At 70.5% G+C, this 24159-nt stretch carries 22 protein-coding genes; 9 read left to right on the top strand and 13 right to left on the bottom strand.

Translation table 11 applies throughout. The features are described 5' to 3' along the window. Window positions 1–345: 345 nt before the first annotated feature. Together ABD299_RS09250 and ABD299_RS09245 are read right to left on the bottom strand one after the other, a co-directional pair. A complete protein-coding gene (locus ABD299_RS09250; RefSeq protein WP_344260283.1) occupies window positions 346–1260 on the bottom strand; it encodes a serine hydrolase in 915 nt (304 codons plus the stop codon). Further along, the gene (locus ABD299_RS09245; protein WP_344260281.1) at window positions 1257–2150 is read right to left on the bottom strand and encodes a LysR family transcriptional regulator; all 894 of its coding nucleotides are present in this window, start codon (window positions 2148–2150) and stop codon (window positions 1257–1259) included. Before ABD299_RS09245 ends, ABD299_RS09250 begins: the two co-directional genes overlap by 4 nt. A gap of 190 nt (window positions 2151–2340) precedes the next feature. Here ABD299_RS09245 and bla point away from each other — a divergent pair, with 190 nt between their 5' ends. Beyond that, window positions 2341–3261: a class A beta-lactamase gene (gene bla, locus ABD299_RS09240; protein ID WP_344260279.1), complete on the top strand. Its 921-nt coding sequence runs from the start codon at window positions 2341–2343 to the stop codon at window positions 3259–3261. Window positions 3262–3352: 91 nt separating this feature from the next. Here bla and ABD299_RS09235 read toward each other — a convergent pair whose 3' ends face one another. The 5 genes from ABD299_RS09235 to ABD299_RS09215 all read right to left on the bottom strand — a co-directional run bounded on the left by ABD299_RS09235 (window position 3353) and on the right by ABD299_RS09215 (window position 7290). Beyond that, window positions 3353–4141, bottom strand: a complete 789-nt coding sequence (locus tag ABD299_RS09235) for an ABC transporter permease (protein WP_344260277.1) — start codon at window positions 4139–4141, stop codon at window positions 3353–3355. Next, window positions 4138–5121, bottom strand: a complete 984-nt coding sequence (locus tag ABD299_RS09230) for an ATP-binding cassette domain-containing protein (protein ID WP_344260451.1) — start codon at window positions 5119–5121, stop codon at window positions 4138–4140. The genes ABD299_RS09235 and ABD299_RS09230 overlap by 4 nt, the downstream gene beginning before the upstream one ends. Before the next feature lie 65 nt (window positions 5122–5186). Next, window positions 5187–6032: a DUF4097 family beta strand repeat-containing protein gene (locus tag ABD299_RS09225; RefSeq protein WP_344260275.1), complete on the bottom strand. Its 846-nt coding sequence runs from the start codon at window positions 6030–6032 to the stop codon at window positions 5187–5189. Between the two features lie 88 nt (window positions 6033–6120). Next, window positions 6121–6633, bottom strand: a complete 513-nt coding sequence (locus ABD299_RS09220; protein ID WP_344260273.1) for a toxin-antitoxin system HicB family antitoxin — start codon at window positions 6631–6633, stop codon at window positions 6121–6123. A gap of 291 nt (window positions 6634–6924) precedes the next feature. Continuing rightward, a complete protein-coding gene (locus ABD299_RS09215) occupies window positions 6925–7290 on the bottom strand; it encodes a PH domain-containing protein (protein WP_344260271.1) in 366 nt (121 codons plus the stop codon). 905 nt (window positions 7291–8195) lie between these two features. Here ABD299_RS09215 and ABD299_RS09210 point away from each other — a divergent pair. The 3 genes from ABD299_RS09210 (at window position 8196) to ABD299_RS09200 (ending at window position 11515) form a co-directional block, all read left to right on the top strand. Then, the gene (locus tag ABD299_RS09210) at window positions 8196–8816 is read left to right on the top strand and encodes a DUF4956 domain-containing protein (protein ID WP_344260269.1); all 621 of its coding nucleotides are present in this window, start codon (window positions 8196–8198) and stop codon (window positions 8814–8816) included. Continuing rightward, entirely contained in the window at window positions 8813–9676 is an 864-nt protein-coding gene (locus ABD299_RS09205; protein WP_344260267.1) for a polyphosphate polymerase domain-containing protein, read from the top strand. Before ABD299_RS09210 ends, ABD299_RS09205 begins: the two co-directional genes overlap by 4 nt. A gap of 84 nt (window positions 9677–9760) precedes the next feature. Beyond that, the gene (locus ABD299_RS09200) at window positions 9761–11515 is read left to right on the top strand and encodes a CotH kinase family protein (RefSeq protein ID WP_344260265.1); all 1755 of its coding nucleotides are present in this window, start codon (window positions 9761–9763) and stop codon (window positions 11513–11515) included. Between the two features lie 71 nt (window positions 11516–11586). Here ABD299_RS09200 and ABD299_RS09195 read toward each other — a convergent pair whose 3' ends face one another. From ABD299_RS09195 to ABD299_RS09180, 4 genes are all read right to left on the bottom strand, one after another. Then, window positions 11587–12465 carry an LLM class flavin-dependent oxidoreductase gene (locus ABD299_RS09195; protein WP_344260263.1) on the bottom strand — a complete coding sequence of 293 codons (879 nt, stop codon included), beginning with the start codon at window positions 12463–12465 and terminating at the stop codon, window positions 11587–11589. A 221-nt stretch (window positions 12466–12686) separates the two neighbouring features. Then, on the bottom strand, window positions 12687–13385 hold the full coding sequence (locus ABD299_RS09190; RefSeq protein WP_344260261.1) for a glycoside hydrolase family 11 protein: 699 nt from the start codon (window positions 13383–13385) through the stop codon (window positions 12687–12689). Between the two features lie 449 nt (window positions 13386–13834). After that, window positions 13835–15100, bottom strand: coding sequence for an MFS transporter (locus ABD299_RS09185; protein WP_344260259.1), 1266 nt, complete (start codon window positions 15098–15100; stop codon window positions 13835–13837). A gap of 111 nt (window positions 15101–15211) precedes the next feature. Further along, window positions 15212–15562, bottom strand: coding sequence for an ArsR/SmtB family transcription factor (locus ABD299_RS09180; protein WP_344260258.1), 351 nt, complete (start codon window positions 15560–15562; stop codon window positions 15212–15214). Between the two features lie 216 nt (window positions 15563–15778). Between ABD299_RS09180 and ABD299_RS09175 the strand changes: the two genes are divergently transcribed. The 5 genes from ABD299_RS09175 (at window position 15779) to ABD299_RS09155 (ending at window position 20058) form a co-directional block, all read left to right on the top strand. Then, window positions 15779–16915 (top strand): Fic family protein, encoded by a 1137-nt coding sequence (locus tag ABD299_RS09175; RefSeq protein WP_344260256.1) that lies wholly within the window; start codon window positions 15779–15781, stop codon window positions 16913–16915. A gap of 260 nt (window positions 16916–17175) precedes the next feature. After that, window positions 17176–17697, top strand: a complete 522-nt coding sequence (locus ABD299_RS09170) for a tectonin domain-containing protein (protein ID WP_344260254.1) — start codon at window positions 17176–17178, stop codon at window positions 17695–17697. Window positions 17698–17963: 266 nt separating this feature from the next. Continuing rightward, window positions 17964–18479 (top strand): hypothetical protein, encoded by a 516-nt coding sequence (locus tag ABD299_RS09165; RefSeq protein WP_344260252.1) that lies wholly within the window; start codon window positions 17964–17966, stop codon window positions 18477–18479. 24 nt (window positions 18480–18503) lie between these two features. After that, a complete protein-coding gene (locus tag ABD299_RS09160; RefSeq protein WP_344260449.1) occupies window positions 18504–19370 on the top strand; it encodes a DNA glycosylase AlkZ-like family protein in 867 nt (288 codons plus the stop codon). A gap of 16 nt (window positions 19371–19386) precedes the next feature. Further along, a complete protein-coding gene (locus ABD299_RS09155; protein WP_344260250.1) occupies window positions 19387–20058 on the top strand; it encodes a DUF6544 family protein in 672 nt (223 codons plus the stop codon). Window positions 20059–20126: 68 nt separating this feature from the next. On the opposite strand, the gene ABD299_RS09150 is transcribed toward ABD299_RS09155, so the two are convergent. Together ABD299_RS09150 and ABD299_RS09145 are read right to left on the bottom strand one after the other, a co-directional pair. Then, entirely contained in the window at window positions 20127–20657 is a 531-nt protein-coding gene (locus ABD299_RS09150) for a Uma2 family endonuclease (RefSeq protein WP_344260247.1), read from the bottom strand. Window positions 20658–20872: 215 nt separating this feature from the next. Beyond that, complete coding sequence (locus ABD299_RS09145) at window positions 20873–24031, bottom strand: NACHT domain-containing protein (RefSeq protein WP_344260245.1); 3159 nt, start codon at window positions 24029–24031, stop codon at window positions 20873–20875. Window positions 24032–24159: the final 128 nt, after the last annotated feature.

Raw genomic sequence — 24159 nt, 5'->3', positions numbered from 1 at the left:
TCTGCGGGTGGTGCACATCTGAGCGGCCGTATGCCTCGCGTGTTCTTCCCCCGTTCCCCCGTTCCCCCCTGGAAAGCCCCGGAGCGGAATGCTACACACTCCTGTGGTCGACGTCCTGATCTTCTTGTGTCAACCTCCGGACAAGATGACGGGGCGCCCGCGAGACAGCGGAGCCGCGCCGAGGCCGGAGCCGGCCAGGACCACCGCCGCGCCGCGGTGCGAGAGGTGAACAGCCGGCCCCCGGCGGTCTATTCCCGCCGGCTGCCCGGACGCACCGGTGAGCGGGGGTGACGGTGATGGTGCCCGTTTCTCCTGGTCACTTCCACATCGCGGCCCGCCCTGGGGTCACCGGCCCCGCCAGTGCCGCCTGAGTTCGTCCCGCAGGGTGCGAGCCACCCGGCCCATGAGGGCGTCGGCGCCCGGCTGGGTGGCCGCCGGCACCCGGGACTCGGTGAGCACGGCCACGGCGAAGCACTGCCCGTCGGCGTGCTCCACGACACCGATCTCGTGGCGAAGGTTCAGCAGCGTCCCGGTCTTCGACGACCAAGTGGACAGGTCGGAGGCGAAGTCCGGGGCGAGCCGGTGCCGCAGCAGGTTGTCCGCCATGAGCCCCCGCACCCGCGCCGCCGCCTCGGGGTGGATCGCCGAGGGCCGCCACAGGGCCTCCAGCAGGTCGGTATAAGCCCTGGCCGTACCGGAGTTCGCACGGGTCACGTCGAGCTGGGGCACCCGGTGCCCCCGGCCGCCGGTGCCTGCGTCGATCGCCAGGGCCTGGGCGAGATGGGCGTCGGCCGCGTCGAAGCGCTCCGCCGGGGTGTCGTTGAGCGCGCCCGTGGTGTGCCGGACGACGATGCCGCGCACGCCCATGCCGTGCAGGATCTCCGTGACCCGGGCCGGCGGGGTGAGACCGAACAGCGTGTCGGCCGCCGTCCCGTCGCTCAGGCAGGTGCTGAGGTAGAGCAGGTCGTCGACGGCGATGCGGGCGGGGTGGCGGAACCGGCTCAGTCCGGTGGGCCCCGGGGAGGTCACCTCGCCCGGCCGCACCTCCAGGGCGGCCGCCCCGTCGAGTTCGCCGCGCCGGATGCGCTCCACGGTGGCGAGAGCCAGCGGCACCTTCACCAGGGACGCGACGGGCAGCTCGGTGTCGGGGTCGATGCCCAGCTCCTCCCCGGTGCGCAGGTCCCGCACCAGTACGGAGCCGCGCAGACCTCCGTCCGCGAGGGTCCGGCGCTGCTCCCGCAGCAGGGACTCGGTGGTCACCGGGCGCCGCCGTGCTCGCCGGCGGCGCCCAGGTACCGGGCGAGGGCGGGGCCCAGCCGGGTCCGGAGGCGGGCCGCGTCGGTCTCTGCCGCCGCGTCCACGCAGTAGCCCCGGGCGAGAGCGAGTTCACCGACGGGCCGCCAGTACAGGTCCAGCTCCCCGGCCTGCGCCGGTGAGCACAGCAGCAGGCCGCCGTCCGGCCCCAGGACCCCGGCCGCCGCGGAGGCGAGGTCGGTCGCGACCGAGAGCTGGGCGGGCATCAGGCCGACCGCGTCGCACAGCCGGGTCACGCGGTCCCGCACGTGCGGCACGTCGTCCTCGGGCTGGAGCCGCACGCACCGGGGCGGGCCGTCGTCGGTGCGGCCGGGCCGCAGCGTCTCCAGGTGGACCGGCCCCGGCCCCGGGTCGCGCGCCGTGGCCAGGCCGAGCGGGACGGTCCACACCGCCTCGCCGGGCGGCACCGCGACCAGAGCCGCGCGCACCTCGTGGGTCCGCACGAGTTCCGCCCGTTCCGCCGGCGGCACGGCGCGCGGGGCCAGCGCGATGCCGTGCCGGCGGGCGTCGGCGATGAGGCGGGCCAGGCCGGCCGTCGAGCACGCCTGGGGGAGCGCGAGACGGAACGGCGCGCGCCTTGCCTGCGCCGCCTCCTCCTCCATGCGGTCGGCCAGTCGCACGAGTCGTCTGGAGACCGGCAGCATCTCCCGGCCGAACGGGGTGAGCGTCACCTGCCGCGAGGACCGCTCGAACAGCTGCTCACCGAAGTGTTTCTCCAGCGCGGCGACGCGGCGGCTCGCCACCGACTGGGCCATCCGGGCCGCCGCTGCCCCGATCGTGAAACTGCCGCGGTCGCTGACGCTGACGAACGCGCGGCACGCGCCGACGAGATCCACGGCAACCCCCCTCCCGCAGGATCATCCATGCCGGATCAGCATCGAACCACACACAACGGTCTTGGACCGCATGGGGCCGCCGGTCCCAGGATGGCCGCGCGGCCGGGTCGCGTCTCCGCGCGGAACCCCCGGCCGCGCCTGCCCGCACGGCACTCCCGGCGGGCAGTCCTCACGACTCCCGGAGGCCCGAATGGCACCTCTTTCCCTGGCCCGACGCGTCGCCCTGCGGGCGCTCGGCGTCCTCGTGCTCGTCCCGCTGGCCGCCTGCGGCCAGGACACGGCTCCACCACCCGCGGCCCCGGACTCCGCGCAGACCGCCGCTCCCGACCACCTGGCCGAGGAGTTCGAGCGGCTGGAGGAGAAGTTCGAGGCGCGGCTGGGCGTGTACGTGCTCGACACCGGCTCCGGGGAGGAGATCACCCACCGGGCGGACGAACGCTTCGCCTACGCCTCCACGTTCAAGCCCTTCGCGGCGGGCATCGTGCTGCGGGACTTCTTCCCGGACCGGATCGACGACGTGATCACGTACACCTCCGAGGACCTGGTTCCCTGGTCACCGGTGACGGAGGAACACGTCGAGGAGGGGATGAGCCTGCGCGACCTGAGCGAGGCGGCTGTCCGGCACAGCGACAACACCGCGACCAACCTGGTGTTCGACGCGCTCGGCGGGCCGGAGGCGCTCGGCGGGGAGCTGCGGGAGCTGGGCGACGAGGTCATCCGGATGAACCGCTACGAGACGGAGCTGAACGAGGCGGTGCCCGGCGACACCCGCGACACCAGCACGCCCCGGGCCCTGGCCACCACCCTGGAGATGTTCCTGCTGGGAGATGTCCTGGGCGACGAGGAGCGGGAGATCCTCGCGGACTGGATGCTGACGAACACCACCGGAGCCAACCTCATCCAGGCCGGGATGCCCGACGGCTGGAGGGTCGCCGACAAGAGCGGTGCGGGGGAGTACGGCACCCGCAACAACATCGCCGTGGTGTGGCCCGAGGACGGGGAGCCCTTGGTGATGGCCGTCCTGTCGAGCCGTGACGAGCAGGACGCCGGATACGACGACGTGCTGGTGGCGGAGGCCGCCGCGGTGGTGGCCGGGCATCTGACGTCCTGACCGCAGCCGGCCGCGCGGTGAACGCGGCCCGGCGGCGCGCTCCGGCGCGGTGCCGGAGTACGCCGCCCCTTCCGGGCGGGCTCGTTTCCGGCTAATTCGGACCCCGGTCGAAGGCCGCCTTCGACCAGAGGAATCCGAGCACGGTCAGGGCCAGGCACCAGGCGACGGCGATCCAGCCGTTGTTGCCGATCCCGGTGCCGAGGAGGAGGCCGCGCAGGGTCTCGATGGCGGGGGTGAACGGCTGGTACGCGGCGATCGGCTGGAACCAGCCGGGCATCGACTCGACCGGGACGAACGCGCTGGAGACGAGCGGCAGGACGATCAGCGGCAGTGCGTTGTTGCTGGCCGCCTCGGCGTTCGGGCTGACGATGCCCATGCCGACGGCGATCCAGGTGAGGGCCAGGGAGACCAGCACGACCAGTCCGAACGCCGCGATCCACTCCGTGGCGGTGGCGTCCGTGGACCTGAAGCCGACGGCCACCGCGACGGCGCCGACGAGGACCACGCTCAGCACGCTGCGCAGCACGCCGCCGAGGACATGCCCGGTGATCACCGATCCGCGGTGGATGGCCATCGTGCGGAAGCGGGCGACGATGCCCAGGGTCATGTCGTTGGAGACGGACACCGCGGTCCCGATCACGGTGCTGCCGATGGTCATCATCCAGATGCCCGGCACGAGGTAGGCGAGGTACTCGGAGCGGTCGGCGCCACCACCGATGCCCGCGCTCATCACGTCTCCGAAGACATGGACGAAGAGGAGCAGCAGCATGATCGGCGTGAGCAGGAGGTTGAGCGTCATGGACGGGTAGCGCCGCGCGTGCAGCAGATTCCGCCGCAGCATCGTGTGCGAGTCGCGTACGGCTGAGGAGAGGGAGCTCATCGGGCGGCCCCGCCTTTCTGTCCGGGCCGGCCGGTGCTGCCGGTCAGGGCGAAGAACACGTCGTCGAGGTCGGGGGTGTGCACGGTGAGCTCGTCCGCCTCGACGCCGGCGGAGTCGAGCCGGCCGAGGAGGGAGCGCAGGGCGCGGGGGCTGCCGTCGCCGGGCATCCGCAGGGCCAGTGCCTTGTCGTCGAGGACGGCTTCGCGCAGGGCGGAGGCGGCGGACCGGTAGGCGGCCGGGTCGGTGAAGCGCAGCCGGACGTGCCCGCCGGGGACGAGCCGCTTCAGTTCGTCGGGGCTCCCCTCGGCGGCGATCCTGCCGTCGTGGAGCACGGCGATGCGGTCGGCGAGTTGGTCGGCCTCCTCCAGGTACTGGGTGGTGAGGAGGACGGTGACGCCGTCGGAGACCAGCTCGCGGACGGTCTGCCACATGGTGTGCCGGTTGCGGGGGTCGAGGCCGGTGGTGGGTTCGTCGAGGAAGATGATCCGCGGGCTGCCGACCAGGGTCATGGCGAGGTCCAGGCGGCGCCTCATGCCGCCGGAGTAGGTGTCGGCGGGCTGTTTCGCGGCGTCGTCGAGGCCGAAGCGCTCCAGCAGGCCGGCGGTGACCCGGCGGCCCTCGCTCCGGGGCAGGTGGTGCAGGTCCGCCATGAGGAGCATGTTCTCCTCGCCGGTGATCAGTCCGTCCACGGCGGAGAACTGCCCGGTGACGCCTATGGCCGCGCGTACCCCGTCCGGGGAGACGGCGATGTCGTGGCCCGCGACCTGGGCCCGGCCGCCGTCGGCGGTGACGAGCGTGGACAGGATCTTCACGGTGGTGGTCTTGCCCGCGCCGTTGGGCCCGAGCAGGGCGAACACCGAGCCGGCCGGGATGCGCAGATCGATTCCGCCGAGCACGGTTGTGTCGCCGTACGACTTGCGCAGACCGACGGCGGAGACGGCGGCCGGCGGCTGAGCGTCCGGTGGAGCTGATGTGGGCATGACAGATGAGCTCATGATTCCTCCCTTGAGGACGAGCGGGCGGGGCGGGGCGGTGGCGGCGGTGTTCAGGGCCGGGCGCGGAGAATGTCGATGTTGCCGTGCCGGGTCCGGGCCCGGACCTCGACGGTCTCCGTCGCCTTCTCGGGGGCCTCGGACGCGGTGAGCGCGTTGCGCACCTGTCCCGACTCCGAGACGACGTCGAGCCAGGCGGCGGAGCCCTCGCGGACGCCGACCTCGATGGCTCCGTAGGCGGTCTTCAACTCGACGTTGCCGCGCACCACTTCACCCAGGCGCAGGGTGCCGTGGGCGGTCGTGGCGACGACCGATGCCTCGGCGCGTGCGATGTCGATGTCACCGTTGGAGCCGCTCACCCGCAGATCACCGGTCGCGGCGCCGACGGTCGTGGTGCCGTGGGAGTTCTTCAGGACGGCGGGGCCGTCGACGAGGCCGACGCGCAGGCTGCCGGAACTGGTGGTGATCTCGGCCTTGCCCCGCACCCGGTCCACGGTGATCGAGCCGTGCGAGGCCGCCAGCCGCAGCGGACCGGTCGTGTCCAGGCGCACATCACCCGAGGACGTCTTCACGTGGACGTCGCCGAGCCGGCCCTCGCCGAGCACCTGGACCCAGCCGCCGGTCATGTCGATGTGCGACCCGGTGGGCAGTTCGATCGTCACGTCGACGGTGCCGGTGCGGCCGAACAGATGACGCTGCTTGGGGGTCCTGACGGTCAGGGTGCCGTCGGCGAAGGCGATCTCGGTCTGTTCGGCCGCCCGCAGGTCCTGGGGCTGGCCGGGGTCGCGGGGCCGCACCCCGACGACGGTGTCGAGCCGGTCGCCCGCGGTGAACCGGAGGGAACCGGCTTCCACGTGCGCCGTGGCCGAGATCGGTCCGGGGGTGTCGAAAGAAGGCATGGCTGTCCCGTCCTCATGGGTGTCGGAAACGTCCTCGCTGGTGGGACGTGGTGTCGGTGATGGTTGGGGGGGAAGTGGTCCGGGCGGGCTAGCGCACCCAGCCCGTGAAGCTCTGGCCGACGGAGTGGGTCCGTCCCGAGGTGTCCGGCCGGGTGCGGCCGTCGACCGCTGCCGACACGGCCCGCACCAGCCAGGCGTTGACCGACAGGCCCTGGCGGCTCGCGGCTTCCTCGGCCCGGGCCTTGAGGTGTGCCGGCAGGCGAAGGTTGACGCGGGCCGTGCCCCCCTCCTCTCCGTCGGCCGGGGCCGCGGGGGGCGGTTCGACGGGTGCGGCCGGCTCCGGGACACCGTCCTCGGCAGGTGGCGGTGTCACCACGAAGTCGGGATCCAGCCCCCGCAGCCGTACGTCGACCGAGCCCGGGGCGAGTTCGCGGGTGACCTCGTCCATCGCGGCGGAGAGCACATTGAGCATGGCCAGCCGCGCCGCCGACTCCAGGGGGCCGGTGAGCCGCTCGGTCAGCTCGCGGGCTTCCTGCCCGCCGGCTTCGGCGGCCACCGCGAGTTCTCGGCGGAGGGTGTCGACATACGGAGTGAGATCCATGGCGCCATGATGGCATCACTGTGGCGCCAAGTGCAACCCCGTGGGTGCTCCCATCCTCGAGCAGGCCGGAAGGGGCTCGAAACGACAGGTGGCGCGGGTGTCGTGGCCTTGCGGCGTCGGCTGCGCCGGGTCGATGAGGGCGCCTCGCGTGGCGCCATTTGGCATCGCGTGGCGCCGGATGGCGCCATCTCGGCGCCGTCGGGTGCCGTCAGGCGCCGTCAGTGGGCCGGGGTGCCGTACGGGCCTTCGGCTTTCCCGCGGTGCTGCCGCGCCCCCGGCCCTCCTCGAGAGCTACCCGGTGACGAACTGGGTCAGGATGGCCTGTACCTCGTAGATGTCGACGCCCTTGGTGAAGGTCTTCTCGACCGGAGTGGGATGGCCCGAGATCCAGATCTTGAGCTCCGCGTCGAGGTCGAAGGTTCCGGCGGTCTCCACCGCGTAGTGGGTGATGGACCGGTAGGGGATGGAGTGGTACTCGACCTTCTTGCCGGTTATTCCCTGTTTGTCCACCAGGATGAGCCGACGGTCGGTGAAGAGGATCGTGTCGCGTATCAGCAGGAACGCCGCGTGTACCTGCTCGCCCTGGCCGAGCAGCCGGGCGTAGTCCTGCTGAGCCGCGGCCGGGTCCACCGTGTGAGCGTTACCGAACAGAGCCATGCCGGCCCCCCGTTCTGACGTCGGACGATTTCCGCACTGTATAGGGACCCGGTCGCGCCGTCTGCGGTTCCGTGGCGGTCTGCCGGCATGGGCCGTCGTGGAGGCGGAGAACGGTGAACGACTCCTTTCCCGGAGTTCCTCGCCGTTCCGCCACCGGTCATGCCCGTGGAGATTTCCCCTTCCGTCCGGTCCGCGCTCGCAGCGAGAGGCGGGATGATCTCCTTCACAATCTCCATGCGGTTCTCACCGTTTCCGCAAGCGGTTGGAGGGGTGAAGGTGAGGGGAAAGGAGAACGAGGATTGTCCGGGGTAAGTTGTACCGGGTTCAACGATTGCTCCGGCATATTTGGGCGTGCGTGTGTGCGTTCCGGAAGACTTCCCGCCGAGGCTCGTGCGTCCCTGTCGGGTAGAGGTGGCGGCGCCTGTCCCCTCCGTCCCGCCCCCTGTGTGCCTCCCGTACCGAAAATTATCGGAGGTCCGAGTGCCTGCCGCCCGTCGACCGGCAGGCTTCGGAGGCTCCCTGTGTGTTCTTCGGAGGGTCGCTTCCCCCGCGCTGAGCAGGCGTTCACCATGACCTCCCGGCTCTCTCCGTGCGTCCCTCTGTACCGGAAACCTTTCGGTAGTCACCGGAGTGAGCTGTACTTCCGGTCAGCCGCGGCCCTCGTGACCGCCGCTCCCCGCCGTCGGCCGGGAACCGGCCGCTGAGCTGGCACGATGGTGCACCTGCCGGAAGCCGGAAGGATTGCGCCGCCGCGTGCTTTGCGGCCGTGACCAGGCAACTTTCCGGAACCGTGATCGGCGGGAAGTAAGTGGCGGTGACCGCGGGGTCACTTTTACCGCCTTTTAACCAACGAGTCGGCGCCTGTTCACCGGGGGGATGCTGCTCAGCCACTGGAAGGATCCGGCATGACGCAACTGGCACTATTCGCCTGCAATATCGTTGCAGTGACACTCCTGGTCTTCGGCCTGTACTTTCCCCGCCACAGGCGCCGGGAGATGGTGGTGGCCTACCTCGGGGTCAACGTCGGGGTGGTCGCGGTGGCCGCCTCGCTGAGCTCGGTCGGCGGCAACACGGGGGTCGGTCTGGGTCTGGCCCTCTTCGGCGTGCTGTCGATCATCCGGCTCCGCTCCTCGGAGCTCGACCAGCACGAGGTCGCCTACTACTTCTCCGCGCTGGCCCTCGGCATCCTGGGCGCACTGGAGACCGACAACGTCTGGCGCTCCGGCGGCCTGATGGTGCTGATCCTCGCGATGCTCTACGTGGGTGACCATCCGCGGCTGCTGCGCCGTTACCGCCGGCAGGTGATGGTCCTGGACGCGGCGTTCCCCGACCACGCCTCGCTCGTCGCCCACCTCGAGAACGTCCTGGGCGCACCGGTCCACTCGGCCATCGTGCAGCGGGTCGACCTGGTCAACGACACCACCGTGGTGGACGTGCGGTTCCGCAGCGTGCCCGGCACCCGCGCCACGGCCGGCGTCGGCACACCGGCCGTCGGCGACGCCGCCCCGGTGGTGATGCGGTCATGAGCCACGCCCGTCTCGGTGCCGCGCTGGCCGGCCTGCCCCCGATCGGACTGGAGGAGCTGGTCTCCCGTGCTCTGCTGCAGACCCGGGTGGACCGCAAGTACGTCCTCCCGGTCGACACCGTCCGTACCCTGCTGCGCCGGCTGCCGGCCGGGACCAGGGTGCTGGAGATCGACGACGACCGGAGCTTCGCCTACCGGTCGCTGTACTTCGACACCCCCGACCTGGTCAGCTACCTGCTGACGGCCCGCCGGCGGCGCCGCCGGTTCAAGATACGCACCCGGCTCTACGAGCAGTCGTCCGAGTGCTGGCTGGAGGTGAAGGTCCGCGGCACCCGGGGCAGCACGGTCAAGCAGCGGCTGCCCTACCATCCGGACGACCACGGGACGCTGGCGCCCGGACGGCCCTTCGTCGACGCGACCCTGGCCGAGCACCAGGTCGCCGGGCGTGAACGGTTCGCTTTCGTTCCGACCCTGACGACCCGGTACCGCCGTACCACCCTCTACCTTCCGGACACCAACAGCCGCGTCACCATCGACACCGACCTGATGTGGCAGGACGACACCCACCGGATCCACCTGCCCTCGCTGGCCGTGGTGGAGACCAAGACGGGCTCCACCGCCTCGCAGGCGGACCGGCTGCTGTGGCGCCTCCACCACCGTCCCAGCCGCATCTCCAAGTACGCGACCGGCCTGGCCGCGCTCCGTCCGCACCTGCCCTCCGGGCCGTGGCGGCGCACGCTGCGCCGGGAGTTCCCGTCCTCCACACTCCGGACCGAGCCGCCCGCCCGGATCCCCTCCCGGGATCTGCCGGACGCGGTGACGGACCGGGCGGAAGCCCGCACAGCCGGCAGTCGCGGATAGACCCGCCGCGCAACGTGCCGATCCCCCACAGCGGCAGCCGACGTCGCCTGCCGCTTCGTCGCGTCATGGACAAGAGGTGTTGCAGTGAGAACGAAACGGATGACCGCGGTGGGCCTGCTGGCCGCGGTTTCTCTCCTGATGACGGGCACCGCGGGTGCGGACTCCGGCACCGGGGCGGCGCCACCGCCGGCCGTCACGGTCTCCGGCGAGCCGGCCGCGGCCGTCGGCGGAACCGGCCCCGCACCCGATGCCGATGCCGATGGCGAGATCATCGCCGCCCAACAGGCCGACCTGACCGGTGACATCGTCTTCTCCGAGTCCAGCCGGACCTTCCGGGGACAGATCTCCGTCTCCCTGAGCACCACGGTGAGCGACGCGGAGATCCGCTACACCACCGACGGCCGGCTGCCCACCGCGTCCTCGCCGGTCTACACAGGCCCCCTGGAGTTCCGGACCACCACTCAGCTGCGCGCCCGGGCGTTCGTGGGCGGGGCCCCCTCCGGGGACCCGGGAACCGCCCTGTACACGGCCCGTTCCTTCGACGCCACCCACGACCTGCCGGTCATGGTGATGGACGCCTACGGCGGCGGGAAGCCGGGCCGCGAGTACCGGGACGTCTCCACCATGGTGATGGAGCCGCAGGGCGGCACCGCCTCGCTCTCCGCCACCCCCACGGTGGCCACCCGGGCCGGCTTCCGCCTGCGCGGGCAGTCCTCCGCCGAGTTCGAGAAGGCGCCCTACCGCCTGGAGCTGTGGGACAACGACAACGACGACGCGGCCTATCCGATGCTCGGCATGCCGGCCGAGGCGGACTGGGTACTGCGCGGGCCGTTCTCCGACAAGGCGCTGATCCGCGACGCGTTCGTCTACAGCCTGGGCCGCGACATGGGGATGGAGACCCCCCGCTTCGCGTTCTTCGAGCTCTACCTGAACCTCGACTCGCAGCCGGTGTCGCCCGACGACTACCAGGGCGTCTACATGCTCGTCGAGACCATCAAGGACGGGCCGGACCGCATCGACATCGAGAAGCTCAGGAAGAGCGACACCACGCTCCCGGAGATCTCGGGCGGCTACATCTTCAAGTTCGAGTGGTTCGCGGCCGAGGAGCCGATCCTGCACTGTCCGGGCGGCGGCTGGGACTGCTGGCGCGACCTGGAGATCAAGAGGCCGAAGTCCCCCAACTCCCAGCAGATGCAATGGCTGGGGCAGCATCTGAAAGAGTTCCACGACGCGTTGCGCGGGCCCGATCCGTCCCATCCGCAGACCGGCTATCCCGCCTACATCGATGTCGGCTCCTTCGTGGACCAGATCATCATCGCCGAGTTGTCCCGCGACATGGACGCCTACATCCGCAGTTCCTACTTCCACAAGGACCGCAACGAGAAGATCGTCGCCGGACCGCTGTGGGACTACGACCTCACCTTCGGCACCGGCGGGTTCTTCAACAACACCGAGATCAGGGGCTGGCAGTTCCAGGAGGTCAGGCAGCCCGTCGCCAACGACTGGTTCGTCCGGCTGATGGACGACCCGTCGTTCGTCCAGCGGGTAGACACCCGCTGGCGTCAGCTTCGGCAGGGCATCCTGTCCGACCAGCAGATCAACGCCCGCATCAACAGCCTGGCCTCGCCCCTCACCAACGGCGCCCAGCGCAACTTCCAGAAGTGGCCCAACCTCACCCAGCCGATGATCGGGTTCTTCTTCACCCCGACCGCCCCGACCTGGCAGGGACAGGTGGACTTCATGCGCGACTGGACGCACCGGAGAGCCGCCTGGCTGGACTCCTCCGGCTGGCGCCCGAACGCCGGCTTCGCCGTGGCACCGGACCGGCAGTTGCCCTGACCCCGTTCCGGTGAGCGACGCTCCGGCGGCGGCACCCCCGGGTTCCGCCGCCGGACGCGCCCGGCCGGCGTTCAGCCCTCCCGCCGCAGGGCTTCCCGGACCGCCGGGACGACCTCGGCGGCGAACACGCGGATCTGCCGGTCGTGGTCGTCCTCCGGCCAGATGACGAAGCCGTTCATGCCGGTCTCCCGCACCAGAGCGACCAGTTGACCGGTCCACCGGCCGGCCGGGCCCCGGAACGGCCCGTCGGAGGAGGACCGGACCAGCCCCGCGATGTTGTAGACCTTGCGGATCGACGCCGGATCCCGTCCCGCCTCCTCGGCGGCGGCGTCGAGCCGCCGGACGGCCGCGGGCAGGTCGTCCAGCCCGAGGAAGGCGTGCGAGGGCAGCCACCCGTCGGCCCGCGCGCCGGTCAGCGCGAGCATGCGCGGTCCGTAGGACCCCAGCCAGAGCCCCAGGTCCCGGCGGGGCGCCGCTCCCGGCCGGACACCGGCGACGGAGTAGTGATCCCCCCGGAAGCGGACGCTGCGCTCACCGCTCCACATCGCGCGGATCACGCTGATCGCCTCGTCCAGCGCGTCGACCGCCTCCCGGGGCCGGCGGCGCGGTCCGCCCATGGCCTCGATGGCGTCCCAGAACGCGCCGGCTCCCAGGCCGAGGTGAACCCGGCCGCCGGTCAGCCGGTCCAGGGTGGCGGCGGCCTTCGCCAGCACGGCGGGCGGGCGCAGCGGGAGCGAGGCGACCGTGGGGACCAGCGTGACGTGCTCCGTCCGCGCCGCGAGGAAGCTGAGCAGCGTCCAGGTGTCGTCGAACGCCGCCTGATAGGGGTGGTCCTGAAGGGTGAGGAGGTCCAGGCCCAGGCTGTCGATGAGCGCTGCCTGCTCGCCCGTCCGCCCGACGGGGGAGGACACCGGATCGACGTTCGCACCGAACAGAACGGGAAGGGACATGCGGGTCTCCTGACGGACGGCGACGGCCACTGGCGGGCGCTGCCGTCCGGGTTCCCCGCCCGGCGCCGCTCTCACCCGCTCCTCCGGACGGACCGGACACGCCGTCGGCACCCTCCCCCGCCGGGCACAGGTGAAGCCCACCTGTGGCACGGCACACCGGCGTGCCACAGGCGGGTGATCATGTGCGGGGAGACCAGTCCTCGCTGCGGGGGGTACCGCCGTCAGTGGACCGTGATGTTGGAGTTGCCGCTGCTCTGGTAGCCCTCGGTCGCCATGATCATGTAGTAGTTGAAGCTGCCCAGGTTCATCCCGGCGCGGTTCCACGCGTCGAAGTGGTTGCCGGTGTTGATGGTGCCGCCCACCCGGCGCTGCTGGCGGACGCTCCAGTACTGGGCGAAGGTCCGGGTGCCCTCGACGGAGGGGGCGTTGTACCGCATCGTGTGGTAGATGTCGTAGGTGCCGCCGTCGCTGTGGACGTTGCCGCGGTAGTCGCCGGTGGGCCGGTAGGTGCCCCAGCTGTCGACGATGTAGTACTCCACGAGCGGGTTGGACGTCCAGCCGTAGAGGCACAGGTAGCCGTTGCCGGACGGGTTGAAGCTCCCCGAGTAGCTCACGTTCCGCCGGCTGCCGTTGCGCCAGCCCTTGCCGCAGACGAAGTTGCCGGTGTTGCTCCACTGGGTGCTGTAGTTGCCGCCGTTCCCCATGGTCATGGAGACGGTCCGGTGGGCGTCGGTCCAGAACGAGAAGTAGTACCCGTTGTGGGTGCCCTCCTGGTTGTCGACGATGGTCTGCTGGGCGCTCACGTCCGCCCTGGCGGTGGCGGGCAGCATCGCCGCGGACGCGCCCAGAGCCAGGGCGCCGGCACCTCCGAGGAGCAGCCTGCGGCTGATCGGGCTGTCGGGGGCGTTGTCCTTGTCCATGCTTCCTCCTTGTGAAGGCATGTGGGAGGCCAAGGCCGGTGTGGTGCTCCCGGCCGGCCTGTGGGGACCCAAGGTGACGCCGACGGCGCGTCGGAGTCCGGCAACGCGGTGAGGGCTGGACCGGTTCGCTCGCGGCCGCGCGAACCGGCGCACCAGGTCAACGGCAAGACCCCGGACTGACGACGACGGTGGGTGTCGGTGTCATGACAATGTTGCGGCGGTGTTGCCGGACTGTCAACGGTTACCGCAAGGTTACCGGAACCCCGACTTTCGCCCTTCTTTCCGCGAGATCAAGTAGTCCCAGTTCAGACGCCTGTCATCAGAGGCCGAGTGGCGATCTCGCGGAGGCGCTCCACGTTCCACGGGGAGGTCCGGGCAACTGATCCCGAAAACTTTCGGTGCTGTTCCGGATCACCGTCCGGTCGTGAGGGCCGCAGTGGAACCGGCATTCAGGGCGCGTTCTCCCTCAGCAGCACTTCGCGCCGTGCAGGGGCACCCCGCATGGGGCGAGGGCCGGGCCACAGCCCGGCGGCGGTGAGTGCGGCGGCCAGGGCCAGCGCGGCGAGCACGGTGGCGGTGGCGGGGAAGCCGGCGGTGGCGCCGAGCCAGCCGGCGAGGGGATAGGTGAGGAGCCAGCAGGCGTGGGAGAGGGAGAACTGGGCGGCGAAGACGGCCGGGAGGTGGCTGTCGGCGGCGGAGCGGCGGATCACGCGGCCGGCCGGGGTGAGAACGGCGGAGGTGGCCGCGCCGGTAGCGGTCCAGGCGGCCAGGAGGCCCCACCAGGTCCAGGGCTGAGGCGAGGCGGCGGTGAGCACGGCGACGGCGGCGGCCAGGGGAGGCAGGCCGAGGGCGGCGGACAGCATGACGGCACGGTCGCCGCGGCTGCCCAGGAGGCGGGGAAGCAAGGTGGCGGTGACGAGGGAACCGGTGCCGTAGGCGCCGAGGGCGAGAGCGACGGCGGTGTCGGGGCGGCCGAAGTGGTCGCGGACGAGGACGACGGTGTTGACGAAGACCATGGCTCCGGCCGCGGCGACCGCCATATTGAGGGCCAGCAGGGCGCGCAGGCGGGCGGTCGTGAGGAACAGGCGGGTGCCCAGAGAGGCCTTGCCGCGGAAGCCGCCGGTTTCCCGCGTCGGCCCGGCGGCCGGCCGGGGGAGTGCGACGGAGACGACGAGGGCGGCCGAGGCGAGAAACCCGAGCGTCGTTCCGGTGAAGAGCCAGTCGTAGGTGACGAGGGTCAGCAGGGCGGCGGCCAGGGCGGGGGAGAAGAGGCTTTCCAGGTCGTAGGCGATCCGCGAGAGGGAGAGCGCTCCGGTGTAGTCGCGCTCGTCGGGGAGGATGTCGGGGAGGGTGGCCTGGAAGGTGGGAGTGAAGAGGGCCGAGGCGGCCTGGAGCAGCAGGATCAGCAGGTAGATCTGCCAGATCTGGGTGACGAAGGGCAGCGCGAGAGCGGCGGCGCCCCGCATCAGGTCCATGGTCACCAGCAGGGCGCGGCGGGACACCCGGTCGGCGAGGGCGCCGGCGAGCGGCGCGAGACAGACGTAGGCGGCCATCTTGATCGCGAGTGCGGTGCCGAGCACGGCGGTGGCATCGCTCCCGGCCAGGTCGTAGGCGAGCAGGCCGAGCGCGACGGTGGCCAGGCCGGTGCCTGCGAGGGCGATGACCTGGGCGGCGAGCAGGCGGCGGTAGACGCGGTGACGCAGCGGCGAGAGCATCGGCAACCCCGTTCCGGCGGACTCGGCGGCGATGTCCCCACAGAATAATCAATAGGTGCGCACGTGTGCACCTATTGGTCGGGCTGTTGGCCGGGGCGTCCACGGCGTGCGTCAGTCGTGCGGCGGCAGGGACCGGACGTGATGGTCGGCGACGTTCATGGCCTCGTCCACCAGCCGTCGCAGATGGCCGTGGCGCAGGGTGTAGACGACCCGCCGGCCCTCTTTGCGTGTGGTGACCAGCCCTGCCAGGCGCAGTTTGGCCAGGTGCTGGCTGACCGCCGGGCGGGCCGCGCCGGTGGCCTCGGTGAGGGTGGTCACGTCCGCCTCGCCGCCGCTCAGGTGCCGCATGATGGCCAGGCGTGTCCGGTCCGCGAGCAGGCCCAGGACCGAGACGGCGACCTCCAGCCGGTCCTCGTCCTCCTGCGCATCATGCGCAGCTGCGGAAACCCGGCGCGTGTTCATGCCCGCCATCGTAGGGCCGCCGGGGCCGGCCTGGAGAGGAAGCGGCCCGCGTACCGTGCCCTCGGCCTGCCCGGCCGAACCACGGAAACGCCCGCGGCCTCCGGCCGCGCGGCGACACCCGATGGCGCACCGTCGCCGCGGCGCTGTCCGCCTCCCGTGGTGATGCCCCGAGAGGCATGGCTCGATTGAATGACACGCACATGGTGTCATGGCGGCATGCTGTATCAGGTTCCTTCCCTTGATGACTCCGACCGGCGAACCCTCGACGAGATCGCGGAGATGTGTCAGGACCTGCGTCGTCTCCTCCGCACGCCGCGCAAGTGGACCAAGCAGTTGCGGAGGAACCTCACCGCTCGCGCCATCGCGGGCTCGAACACCATTGAGGGGTATGCGGCCACGGTCGAGGATGTCGAGGACCTGATGGCAGGAGAGATGCCACTGGAGGCGAGTGACGTCACCCGCAGGGAACTCGAGGGATACCAGAGGGCGATGACCTACATTCTGGCCCTGTCGGACGTCGGCTCGGAGTTCCGCTACGACCTCGGCCTCATCAACGGCCTGCACTACATGATCCAGGAGCACCACCCGCAGAAGCGTCCCGGACGTCTGCGAAGGAGTTCCGTCTATGTGTCGAGCCCCGAGGACGAGTTGGTTCCCGTCTATACGGCGCCGGAGAGCGACGAGGTGCCAGGGCTCATGGAGGAACTGATCGCCTGGCTCAACGAAGGGGACCTGGACACGCCCGTGCACGTGCGGGCCTCCATGGCGCACTTGAACCTCGTGAAGATCCATCCGTGGGCGGACGGGAACGGCCGCATGTCACGCGCCCTGTCCACGCTCGTCTTCGCTCTTGAGGAACTCATGCCGGCCGAGTTCTCCTCGATCGAGGAATGGCTGGGGCACGGCCAGAACACCTACGGCTACTACGAAGTGCTCCGGGAGACGGGTGGGGCGGGCTGGAGCCCCGGAGCCGGGACGTCGGCGTGGGTGAAGTTCTGTCTCACCGGACATCACGTCCAGGCTCAGCAGGCGAAACGACGTTTCGATCTCTACACGCGGGCATGGCAGGCCCTGACAGAGGCCGCTTCGAAGGCGAAACTGGACGAACGGGTGGCAGTCGCACTGCTCCCGGCCTTTCTCGGAGGCCGTGTCCGGCGGCCCGTCTATCAGTCCGACGCCGAGCTGAGCCTGCAGCAGTCCACTCGCGACATCCGTGAAATGGTCCGCACGGGCTGGCTGGAGCAGCACGGCGAAGCACGCGGGAGGTACTACACGGCGGGGCCCCGGATCCTGGCGGTCCGCGAGTCGGTCCGTCGCTCGACGGAGCCTTTCGTCTACCCGTACCGGCGATAGCGGGCGCGGTCGAGCGCCCAGCGGTTCCTCGACCGAGAGGGGCGCCGCCGCGGGATGTGCGGGGCAGTCAAGGGCAGGGAGCGTAGACCACACCTGAGTGTGACGGTGTGTTCGGCCAAGCGGCAGTGGGTGCAGGTCGGGCGGCTCCCTTTGCCGGCAACGGGAGGCCGGGCTCAAACGTAGAATTCGCGACCAACCGAGGGGACGAGCCGGACATCGGAGCGTTTGCCGATCTGCCTTTCTTCGGATGCTCCCGGTGCATGTCCTCCGAAGAAAGGCAGGCTCTCGTGCCCGAGTGGATCAGAATCTCCGGCGGCCTCTCCGCCATCGCGGCCGGCTCGCGGACGAATGTGTGGGGTGTGAACTCCGGCGGGAACATCTACAGGTTCTCCGGCAATGATGTGGGGGAGCCGAGCCCTTGGGTGCGGATCCCGGGGGCGCTGGTGGATGTCGGTGCGGGGGCCGACGGCACGGTGTGGGGTGTCAACAGCGGTGGGAACATCTACCGTTACGCGGGTGATCAGGACATCCAGGGATCGTCGCGGTGGGTGCAGATCCGTGGTTCCCTCTCGCGTATCGCGGTCGGGTCGCGGACGAACGTGTGGGGTGTGAACTCCAGCGGGAACATCTACAAGTTCTCCGGCAACGACGCCGGAGACCCCAGCCCCTGGGTCCGCATCCCGGGCGCGGCGGTCGACATCGGGGCCGCCGCGGACGGCACCGTCTGGCACGTGAACAGGGCGGGCGACATCTACCGCTACGCCGGGGACCAGCCCGGCTGACCCGGTACGCCCCCGGAACCGGGCGCGTACCGTTCGCCGCCGCACCAGGCCGCCGCAGCCCTCAGGACCCGTGCCCGAGGGCTCGCCGCGGCTCCTTCCGCCGTCCGGTGCGGGAAGCTGCCGGTGCGGCGAAGCGGCTCGGCCCTCCGGACCGCGACAGCGGTCACCGGGTGTCAATCCGGCCACTCCCAGGACAGGCACGGGGGAGAGAGGCATGATTGTGTCTGCCCCGAAGGGGCTCATCGTTCGGCAACCGGAGGTGCGGGATGAACGGATGGAGACGCGGCGTCGTCGTGCTGGCCGCATTACTGCTGGGCGGGTCGATGACCACGGGCACGGCAGGCGCCGCGACGTCGCAGGACGTGTGCGGCTCGACGAGCACACCCGCCGGATGGGTCGAGGTGAGGTACTGGGACAGCTCCCAGTGCGGTCCGACCGGCGGCGGCATGTACAACACGAAGCGCATCACGGACACCAGCGGCGTGGGTCCCGGCGGGACGGTGCAGGCCTGCACCTACAGCCCGGTACCGGCCGGATTCCGCGTCACCAGGTACTCGTCCGTCTCCGACTGTGAGCGGAGCCGCGGCACCAGCGACTACCACAACCGGACCGACCTGGTGAACCTCACCGGTCTTCCGACAGGTTCCACGCGGACCATCTGCGGCCTGTTCGACGTCCCCGCCGGGTGGACGGTGGTCAGCCGTCACAAGTCCACGAACTGCCAGCAGTACAAGTACGGCATCCCGTCCAACGACAACACCATGACCATCCGCAAGTCCTGAACGGACCGCCACCGCTCGGGCGGGCTGCGGCAAGGGCCCGACGAGCACGCCTCCCTCGACACGTACGTGCTGCGCTACCTGGCCGCGTACGGCCCCGCGAGCGTGAAGGACATGCAGAAGTGGTCCGGGCTCTCCCGCCTCGGCGCGGTCTTCACGCGGCTGGGTGAGCGGCTGCGCCGGTACCGGGACGAGCACGGCACGGTGCTCCACGACCTTGCCGAGACCGGACTCCCGGACGCGGACATGGACGTGCCCGTCCGTTTCCTGCCGGAGTTCGACAACATCCTGCTCTCGCACGCCGAGCGCGAGCGGATCCTGCCACCGGAGTACCGGAGAGAGGTGTTCACCGTCAACGGCATCATCCGGCCCACGATCCTGGTCGACGGTTTCGTCGCGGGCCGCTGGAGGATCGACCGCGGGAAGGGCCCGGCCGTCCTGACCGTCGAGCCGTTCGCCCCCCTTCCCGGCACCGGATCGCCGGACTCACCGACGAGGGCGAACGCCTGGTCCGCTTCGCCGCGCCCGACGCCCGGAGCCACGAGGTCCGCATCACGAGCTGAAGCCGCCGAGGGCATCACTGCCCTCGCCGACGGCTTTCCCGTCACCCGACAGCCGGCAGTCCGCAGCGTGGCCGACCCTGCCCCCCGGCTCCGCGCGCGGCTCGCGAGGGCCGTCCGGCCGAGGGACATGACCCATTCGGCTCTGGGAAGAGGCACCCGCCCCCGGGCACGCTGGGAGCGTGAACAGTGGGAGTGGTGCAGGTGGGGAAGGAAGGCCGGCACGGCGGAACGCCGTCGTGCCGGCCGGACCCGCCCAGTTCCCGCCCGGAGCGACCCGCGGGGAGCTGCGGCACACATGGGCCGAACTGGCCGCACCGACCCCGCGCCCTGAGCCTTTCGACCCAGCCATGGTGGCCGGGCTGCCCGAGCCTGTGAGGCGCTGGCTGACGCACGCCATCGCGCCCGGCACCCCGCTGCGGGAGACCGCCGAACTGTCCATGCGGGGCGAGATCCGGCTGGGCGCCTGGCGCCCCTTCCGGGCCACCCAGGTGCTCGCCCCTCCCCGGGGGTTCATCTGGGCGGCCACCACCCGGGTGGCCGGTCTGCCGGTCACCGGATACGACCGCTACAGCCGGGGAACGGGCGAGATGCGATGGCGGCTGCTGCGCGCGGTGCCGGTGATGTCCGCCACCGGGGCCGACATCACCCGCAGTGCCGCCGGCCGCCTGGCCGGCGAACTCCCGCTCGTCCCGGCCGCGGCGCTCCGTCCGGAGGTCAGCTGGCATCCCGTCGACGCCGCACGCGCCACCGCGAGCGTCCGGGTGGGCGACGAGGAATGCCGGGTGACCCTGACGGTTTCGCCCTCGGGCGCACCGGAGTCTGTCACCGTGCCCCGCTGGGGCAACCCCGACAAGGCCGGCTACCGCGAGCACACCTTCGGCGGCGTCTTCACCGACCAGGCCTTCTTCGACGGCTTCACCATCCCGTGCGGCGGCCGTTTCGGCTGGTGGTACGGCAGCAGCCGGTGGCCGAAGGGGGAGTTCTTCCACATGACCATCGACCACGCCGCATACCACTGACCCCCTCCGCCGGCGTGTTCAACCGCACCGGCGCTTGCAGCCCCGCCCCGCCCCGGCCGGGGAAGAGCTCAGCCCTGCAGCAGTTCCTCGACCGCGATCTCGCAGGCGACGGGCCCCGGGATCTGTGCTTTGTCTCCCGGAAGATACTCCGCTTCACTCTGGTACTTGCCGTGGTGCGGGCGGCTGAGCACAAGGACCCTGCCGTGCTCCCGGTCTGCGATCAGATACACGGGTACGCCGACCGTGGCGTATGCCGATACCTTGCTCTCTGTGTCGTCCCGCCAGTTGGAGGAGGTCACCTCGGCCACCAGACGGAAAACGTCAGGCGGATAGCCGTTGTAGGGCAGCGGGTGCTCCAGGAAGTCCTCGTCGACCACCGCGAGATCCGGGATGACGAAGTCCTTCTTTCCCGGACGCAGATACAGACCGAGCCCTTGCAGGACGTGCAGACCTCGGTCCCGCGCACCGGCGGTCATCAGAACGGCCATCAGAGAGGTGAGGGCCAGGGCGTGCCGCCCGTCGGCCGGTGGGGTGACGACGATTCTTCCGTCGATGACCTCGACCCGGTACCCCTCGGGCACCTCCAGCCCTGCAGCCACGTCCAGGATCTCTTCCTCACGATCGCGTGTGACGTCACCCGGTACGTGAGTTGCGTTGACAGACCGTGCCATGGAGCCATTGTTCCGAATGTCCCACATCACAGTACGCCCCACGCTCTTCGGGCGGGACGTACTCCACCACCGACTGAGAGGCGCGCAGGGCCGAGGCTTCCGCCGGCGTGCTCTGCGTGCCGTCGGCGTGCATGTGCGGAGGGTCAGTACCGGGAGGCCGGTTCGGTGATCACTTCCAACCCGTCCCGTGGTGCCGGAACCGGGCCCCGGAAATTCAGCAGCCTCACTGTTTCCAACCGCGGATGATCTTTCAGTGGCTCCAGACTCTCGAAAGGCCCGACGAGATGCAGTCTTGTCAGGCCGGGAAATTCTTGGTTCACGAAGGCCAAGTCTTTCGCTGTGATTCTCTCGGAGTTGCCCGTCGCCCATGCGTACAGTTGCTGGATTCGCGGTAATGCTGTGCCTGATTCGGCGAGGCTGTGCAGTGTGAGCCGGTTGATGACCATCACTTCCAGCCGTGGAAACGATGCGATCGTCTCGCACTCTTTCCGGGAAAGGGGGCGAACGCAGTACTGCAGGCCTAGATAACTGAGGCGGTTCTTGGTTTCGACCACCTCCAGCGAGGGTGGTTCGGACGGAAGAGTCAGCCGGTCCACTGTCCGTGGAATCTCCGCGAGGGAATCAAGTGGCACGTTCCCCACAACGGTGAGAAGCCGCAGTCCGTCGAACCCACTGAGGCCTCGCAGAGCGTCCGGGGGTGGGTTTTTTTCCTCGCATGTCAGAATCAGTGCCTCAAGGCCCAGAGGGTGCAGGGCTTCGATCCCACAGGGAAGACGGCTCACGTCGAGGATGAGGGTGTTCAAGCTTCGCAGACGGCTCAGAGGGCTCACGTCGGTGAGTTGAATTTTGCTGAGATCCAGCCGGTTCAACTGCCGGTCCGTGAGAAGCTGATCGAGCTGCGTTTCCGAGGTTTCGTGCGGAACGGAGAGGAGTTGGATCCCTTTCGTGGCCAAGGTGCACTTGAGGCTCTTTTCGTCCCAGGGGGAGAAGGTGACCTTGTCCCGGGGAAGGCGACTCATGATCTCCGCGTAGTACTGGCCGGCCTCGAACGAGGACCAGTGATTGGACAGTTCATAATGCACGCCGTGATTGTCCAGAGCGACGAAGCGTCGCAGCACCGGCAGGGCGCGGTCGCCGGCGATGAGGGCTGCTGTGCTCACCACGGAGGTGGCCTCTTCCTCGGTCAGCCTGTCGGGGCCGGGCAGCAGGTCGAGGACGACCGGCCCCGCGGCGGCCAGGGACTCCGCCTCCTCGAAGGTACGCGGCGGCAGGTAGGACGTGGCCCGGTCGGTGACCAGCTCGCGGATCTCCGGAGAGAGTTCCGGAGCGTGTTCCAGACAGGCGACTGCCAGCAGGTGGAGTCGGATGCGGTGCTTCTTCACGCGGTCGCCCCGCTGGATCAGCTGCTTGAGCAGCCGGTCCCGTTCGGCCGGACGGCCGTGGGCCACGGCCATCCGCACCACGTCCTCGAACTGGTCGAGGTGTGCCCGGCCGACCAGCCACGGGATGTCGCGCCCCTCCACCGCCGCCTTCGCCGCCAGGTAGTCCTGGAACGTCCGGTGCACGAAGTCCACCGCGCCCTCCGCCGGTTCGCGCAGCAGACCGGAGCGGTCCAGCAGGAAGCGGTACACCGCTTCCGCGTCCCCCTGCTCCGAGGCATGGGGCATGCTCGGCAGCGCGTCGGCGATCACCTCGACCGCGTCCTCGCGTTCCATCTCGGTGCGGCCGTTGCGGATCAGCCAGTAGGCGAGGCGCTGCAGCAGCAGGATCTGGGCCGGGGCGTCCAGTTCGATGGCCGACCGGACCTTGCGTTCCTGGTTCCGCCGTTCCAGCAGCATGTGCAGACCGGCCTCGTACAGTGCCTGCCGGCCGCGCGGCAGGTGGCCGCGGCGTGTGCGGTGCAGGGCGCACACCAGGCCGCACATCAAGGGGTTGGTCGCCAGCCGGGCGAGATCGGGACGCCGGCGCAGCACGTCGAGCAGGTCGGCGCAGGTTTCCTCGTCCGTGCGGGTGGCGGTGTGCCAGCGCCGCACGAACGCGGTGGTGTCCTCGCGGCTCATCGGGGCGAGCGAGAGGTCGGTGAACCCGTCCCCGGCCAGCCAGTCGTGCCGCACGGCGGAGGGCCGGGCCGTGACCAGCCACAGATTGTCGGGGAAGTCCCGGACCAGCGAGATCAGCCAGCGGCGGACTTCGGCGCGTTCGTCCTCCGGAACCTCGTCGATCCCGTCGACCAGGAGCAGGCCGCGCCCCGCGTTCAGCACGCGTTCGACCCAGCCGTCGGGAGGGGTGTGCGGACATCCGGCGGCGGCGAGGAGGGCGCCGGGCAGCGGGAGGTCGGCACCGTGCCGGGTGAGGCGGCGCAACGGCAGCACCAGCGGTACCCGGCCGGTCAGCTGTTTCCGCAGCGGACTGCCCGCCTCGAACTCCCCGCGGGCCGTGGTCACGGCCAGCCACTGCACCAGCGTGGTCTTGCCCGATCCTCCCGCTCCGCGCAGCAGCACTCGGGACTTTCCGGCGAGTGCCGCTTCCGCTCGCCGAGGAGCCGGGGGCGGTGCGTCGGCCAGAGCCGCCCGGCCCCCTTCACGGTCGTGCGAGGCGGATGTGCCGGAGGCCGACGTGGTCTCCAGGCTGAGGTAGGCATCGTCCAGCGGCCACTCGTCCTCGACGTCGATGCCGTGGATGGTGAGCTGTCCGTACCGCCGGATGATGTGGGCGGCGTACCGGCTTTCGAACTCGATGTCCTCGGCGGTCTGCGGCGGCAGTCGTGCGGCGAGTGTGTCCAGGTGCTCGACGAGCCCGGTGATCCGCCGGCTCTGCTCGACCAGGGTGCGGGCGATGAAGGTGGAGCGGCGGGTGAAGTGGTCGATGATGTGCAGGCACAGCACGGTCAGCAGCGGGTCGTAGAGCGCCAGTGCCCCGGCCGAGAGCGCGTCCGGGCGGGAGCGGACGCGTGCGGCCAGCCCTTCGGCTCCGAGGGAGACCGCCTGGACATCGTCCATCGACAGATCCCCGCACGCCCGGAGCGAGGAGACCAGGGCGTCGGTGACCTCGGAGCGGATCTCGATGTCCGGTGCCTCGTGCGGTCCGCGGGCCTCCGCCGCGCGCTCCACCAACGCGGCCGTCAGCTTCCGCAGCTGCTTCTCGTTCAACGCCCCGGGCTCCGGCCCGAGGTTGAGCAGCGAGGAGATCCGTACCGGCCGGTCCACCAGACCGGCGCCCGGCTCCTCGCGTCGCAGGAGTTTCTTCAGCAGTGGACCGATGGCGGCCGACCCCAGCCGCAGTCCGATCGTCCCGGCGTCCAAAGCCCGCCCCCTCCGTGTCCCGTGCCATGAGCGTAGAGCAACGGGACCGTCACCGTGGAGGTACCGGCTTCGCCCGGGCGGCCCATGCGGACCGGCGTGGAGGGCGGGACGCCGCGCGGCCCGGGCCC

Origin of the sequence: Streptomyces sodiiphilus (assembly GCF_039529215.1) — a bacterium.
Classification (GTDB): domain Bacteria; phylum Actinomycetota; class Actinomycetes; order Streptomycetales; family Streptomycetaceae; genus Streptomyces; species Streptomyces sodiiphilus.
Note: the sequence above shows the minus strand (reverse complement) of the source record. Positions and strands in the feature narration are given on the sequence as shown.

Bases quoted from the DNA above. Each gene is read 5' to 3' on its own strand.
- ABD299_RS09175 (WP_344260256.1), top strand. From the start codon at position 15,779: ATGCTGTATCAGGTTCCTTCCCTTGATGACTCCGACCGGCGAACCCTC.
- ABD299_RS09235 (WP_344260277.1), bottom strand. From the start codon at position 4,141: ATGAGCTCCCTCTCCTCAGCCGTACGCGACTCGCACACGATGCTGCGG.
- ABD299_RS09185 (WP_344260259.1), bottom strand. From the start codon at position 15,100: ATGCTCTCGCCGCTGCGTCACCGCGTCTACCGCCGCCTGCTCGCCGCC.
- ABD299_RS09180 (WP_344260258.1), bottom strand. From the start codon at position 15,562: ATGAACACGCGCCGGGTTTCCGCAGCTGCGCATGATGCGCAGGAGGAC.
- ABD299_RS09215 (WP_344260271.1), bottom strand. From the start codon at position 7,290: ATGGCTCTGTTCGGTAACGCTCACACGGTGGACCCGGCCGCGGCTCAG.
- bla (WP_344260279.1), top strand. From the start codon at position 2,341: ATGGCACCTCTTTCCCTGGCCCGACGCGTCGCCCTGCGGGCGCTCGGC.
- ABD299_RS09170 (WP_344260254.1), top strand. From the start codon at position 17,176: ATGTCCTCCGAAGAAAGGCAGGCTCTCGTGCCCGAGTGGATCAGAATC.
- ABD299_RS09225 (WP_344260275.1), bottom strand. From the start codon at position 6,032: ATGCCTTCTTTCGACACCCCCGGACCGATCTCGGCCACGGCGCACGTG.
- ABD299_RS09205 (WP_344260267.1), top strand. From the start codon at position 8,813: ATGAGCCACGCCCGTCTCGGTGCCGCGCTGGCCGGCCTGCCCCCGATC.
- ABD299_RS09220 (WP_344260273.1), bottom strand. From the start codon at position 6,633: ATGGATCTCACTCCGTATGTCGACACCCTCCGCCGAGAACTCGCGGTG.
- ABD299_RS09195 (WP_344260263.1), bottom strand. From the start codon at position 12,465: ATGTCCCTTCCCGTTCTGTTCGGTGCGAACGTCGATCCGGTGTCCTCC.
- ABD299_RS09190 (WP_344260261.1), bottom strand. From the start codon at position 13,385: ATGGACAAGGACAACGCCCCCGACAGCCCGATCAGCCGCAGGCTGCTC.
- ABD299_RS09155 (WP_344260250.1), top strand. From the start codon at position 19,387: ATGGTGGCCGGGCTGCCCGAGCCTGTGAGGCGCTGGCTGACGCACGCC.
- ABD299_RS09210 (WP_344260269.1), top strand. From the start codon at position 8,196: ATGACGCAACTGGCACTATTCGCCTGCAATATCGTTGCAGTGACACTC.
- ABD299_RS09165 (WP_344260252.1), top strand. From the start codon at position 17,964: ATGAACGGATGGAGACGCGGCGTCGTCGTGCTGGCCGCATTACTGCTG.
- ABD299_RS09230 (WP_344260451.1), bottom strand. From the start codon at position 5,121: ATGCCCACATCAGCTCCACCGGACGCTCAGCCGCCGGCCGCCGTCTCC.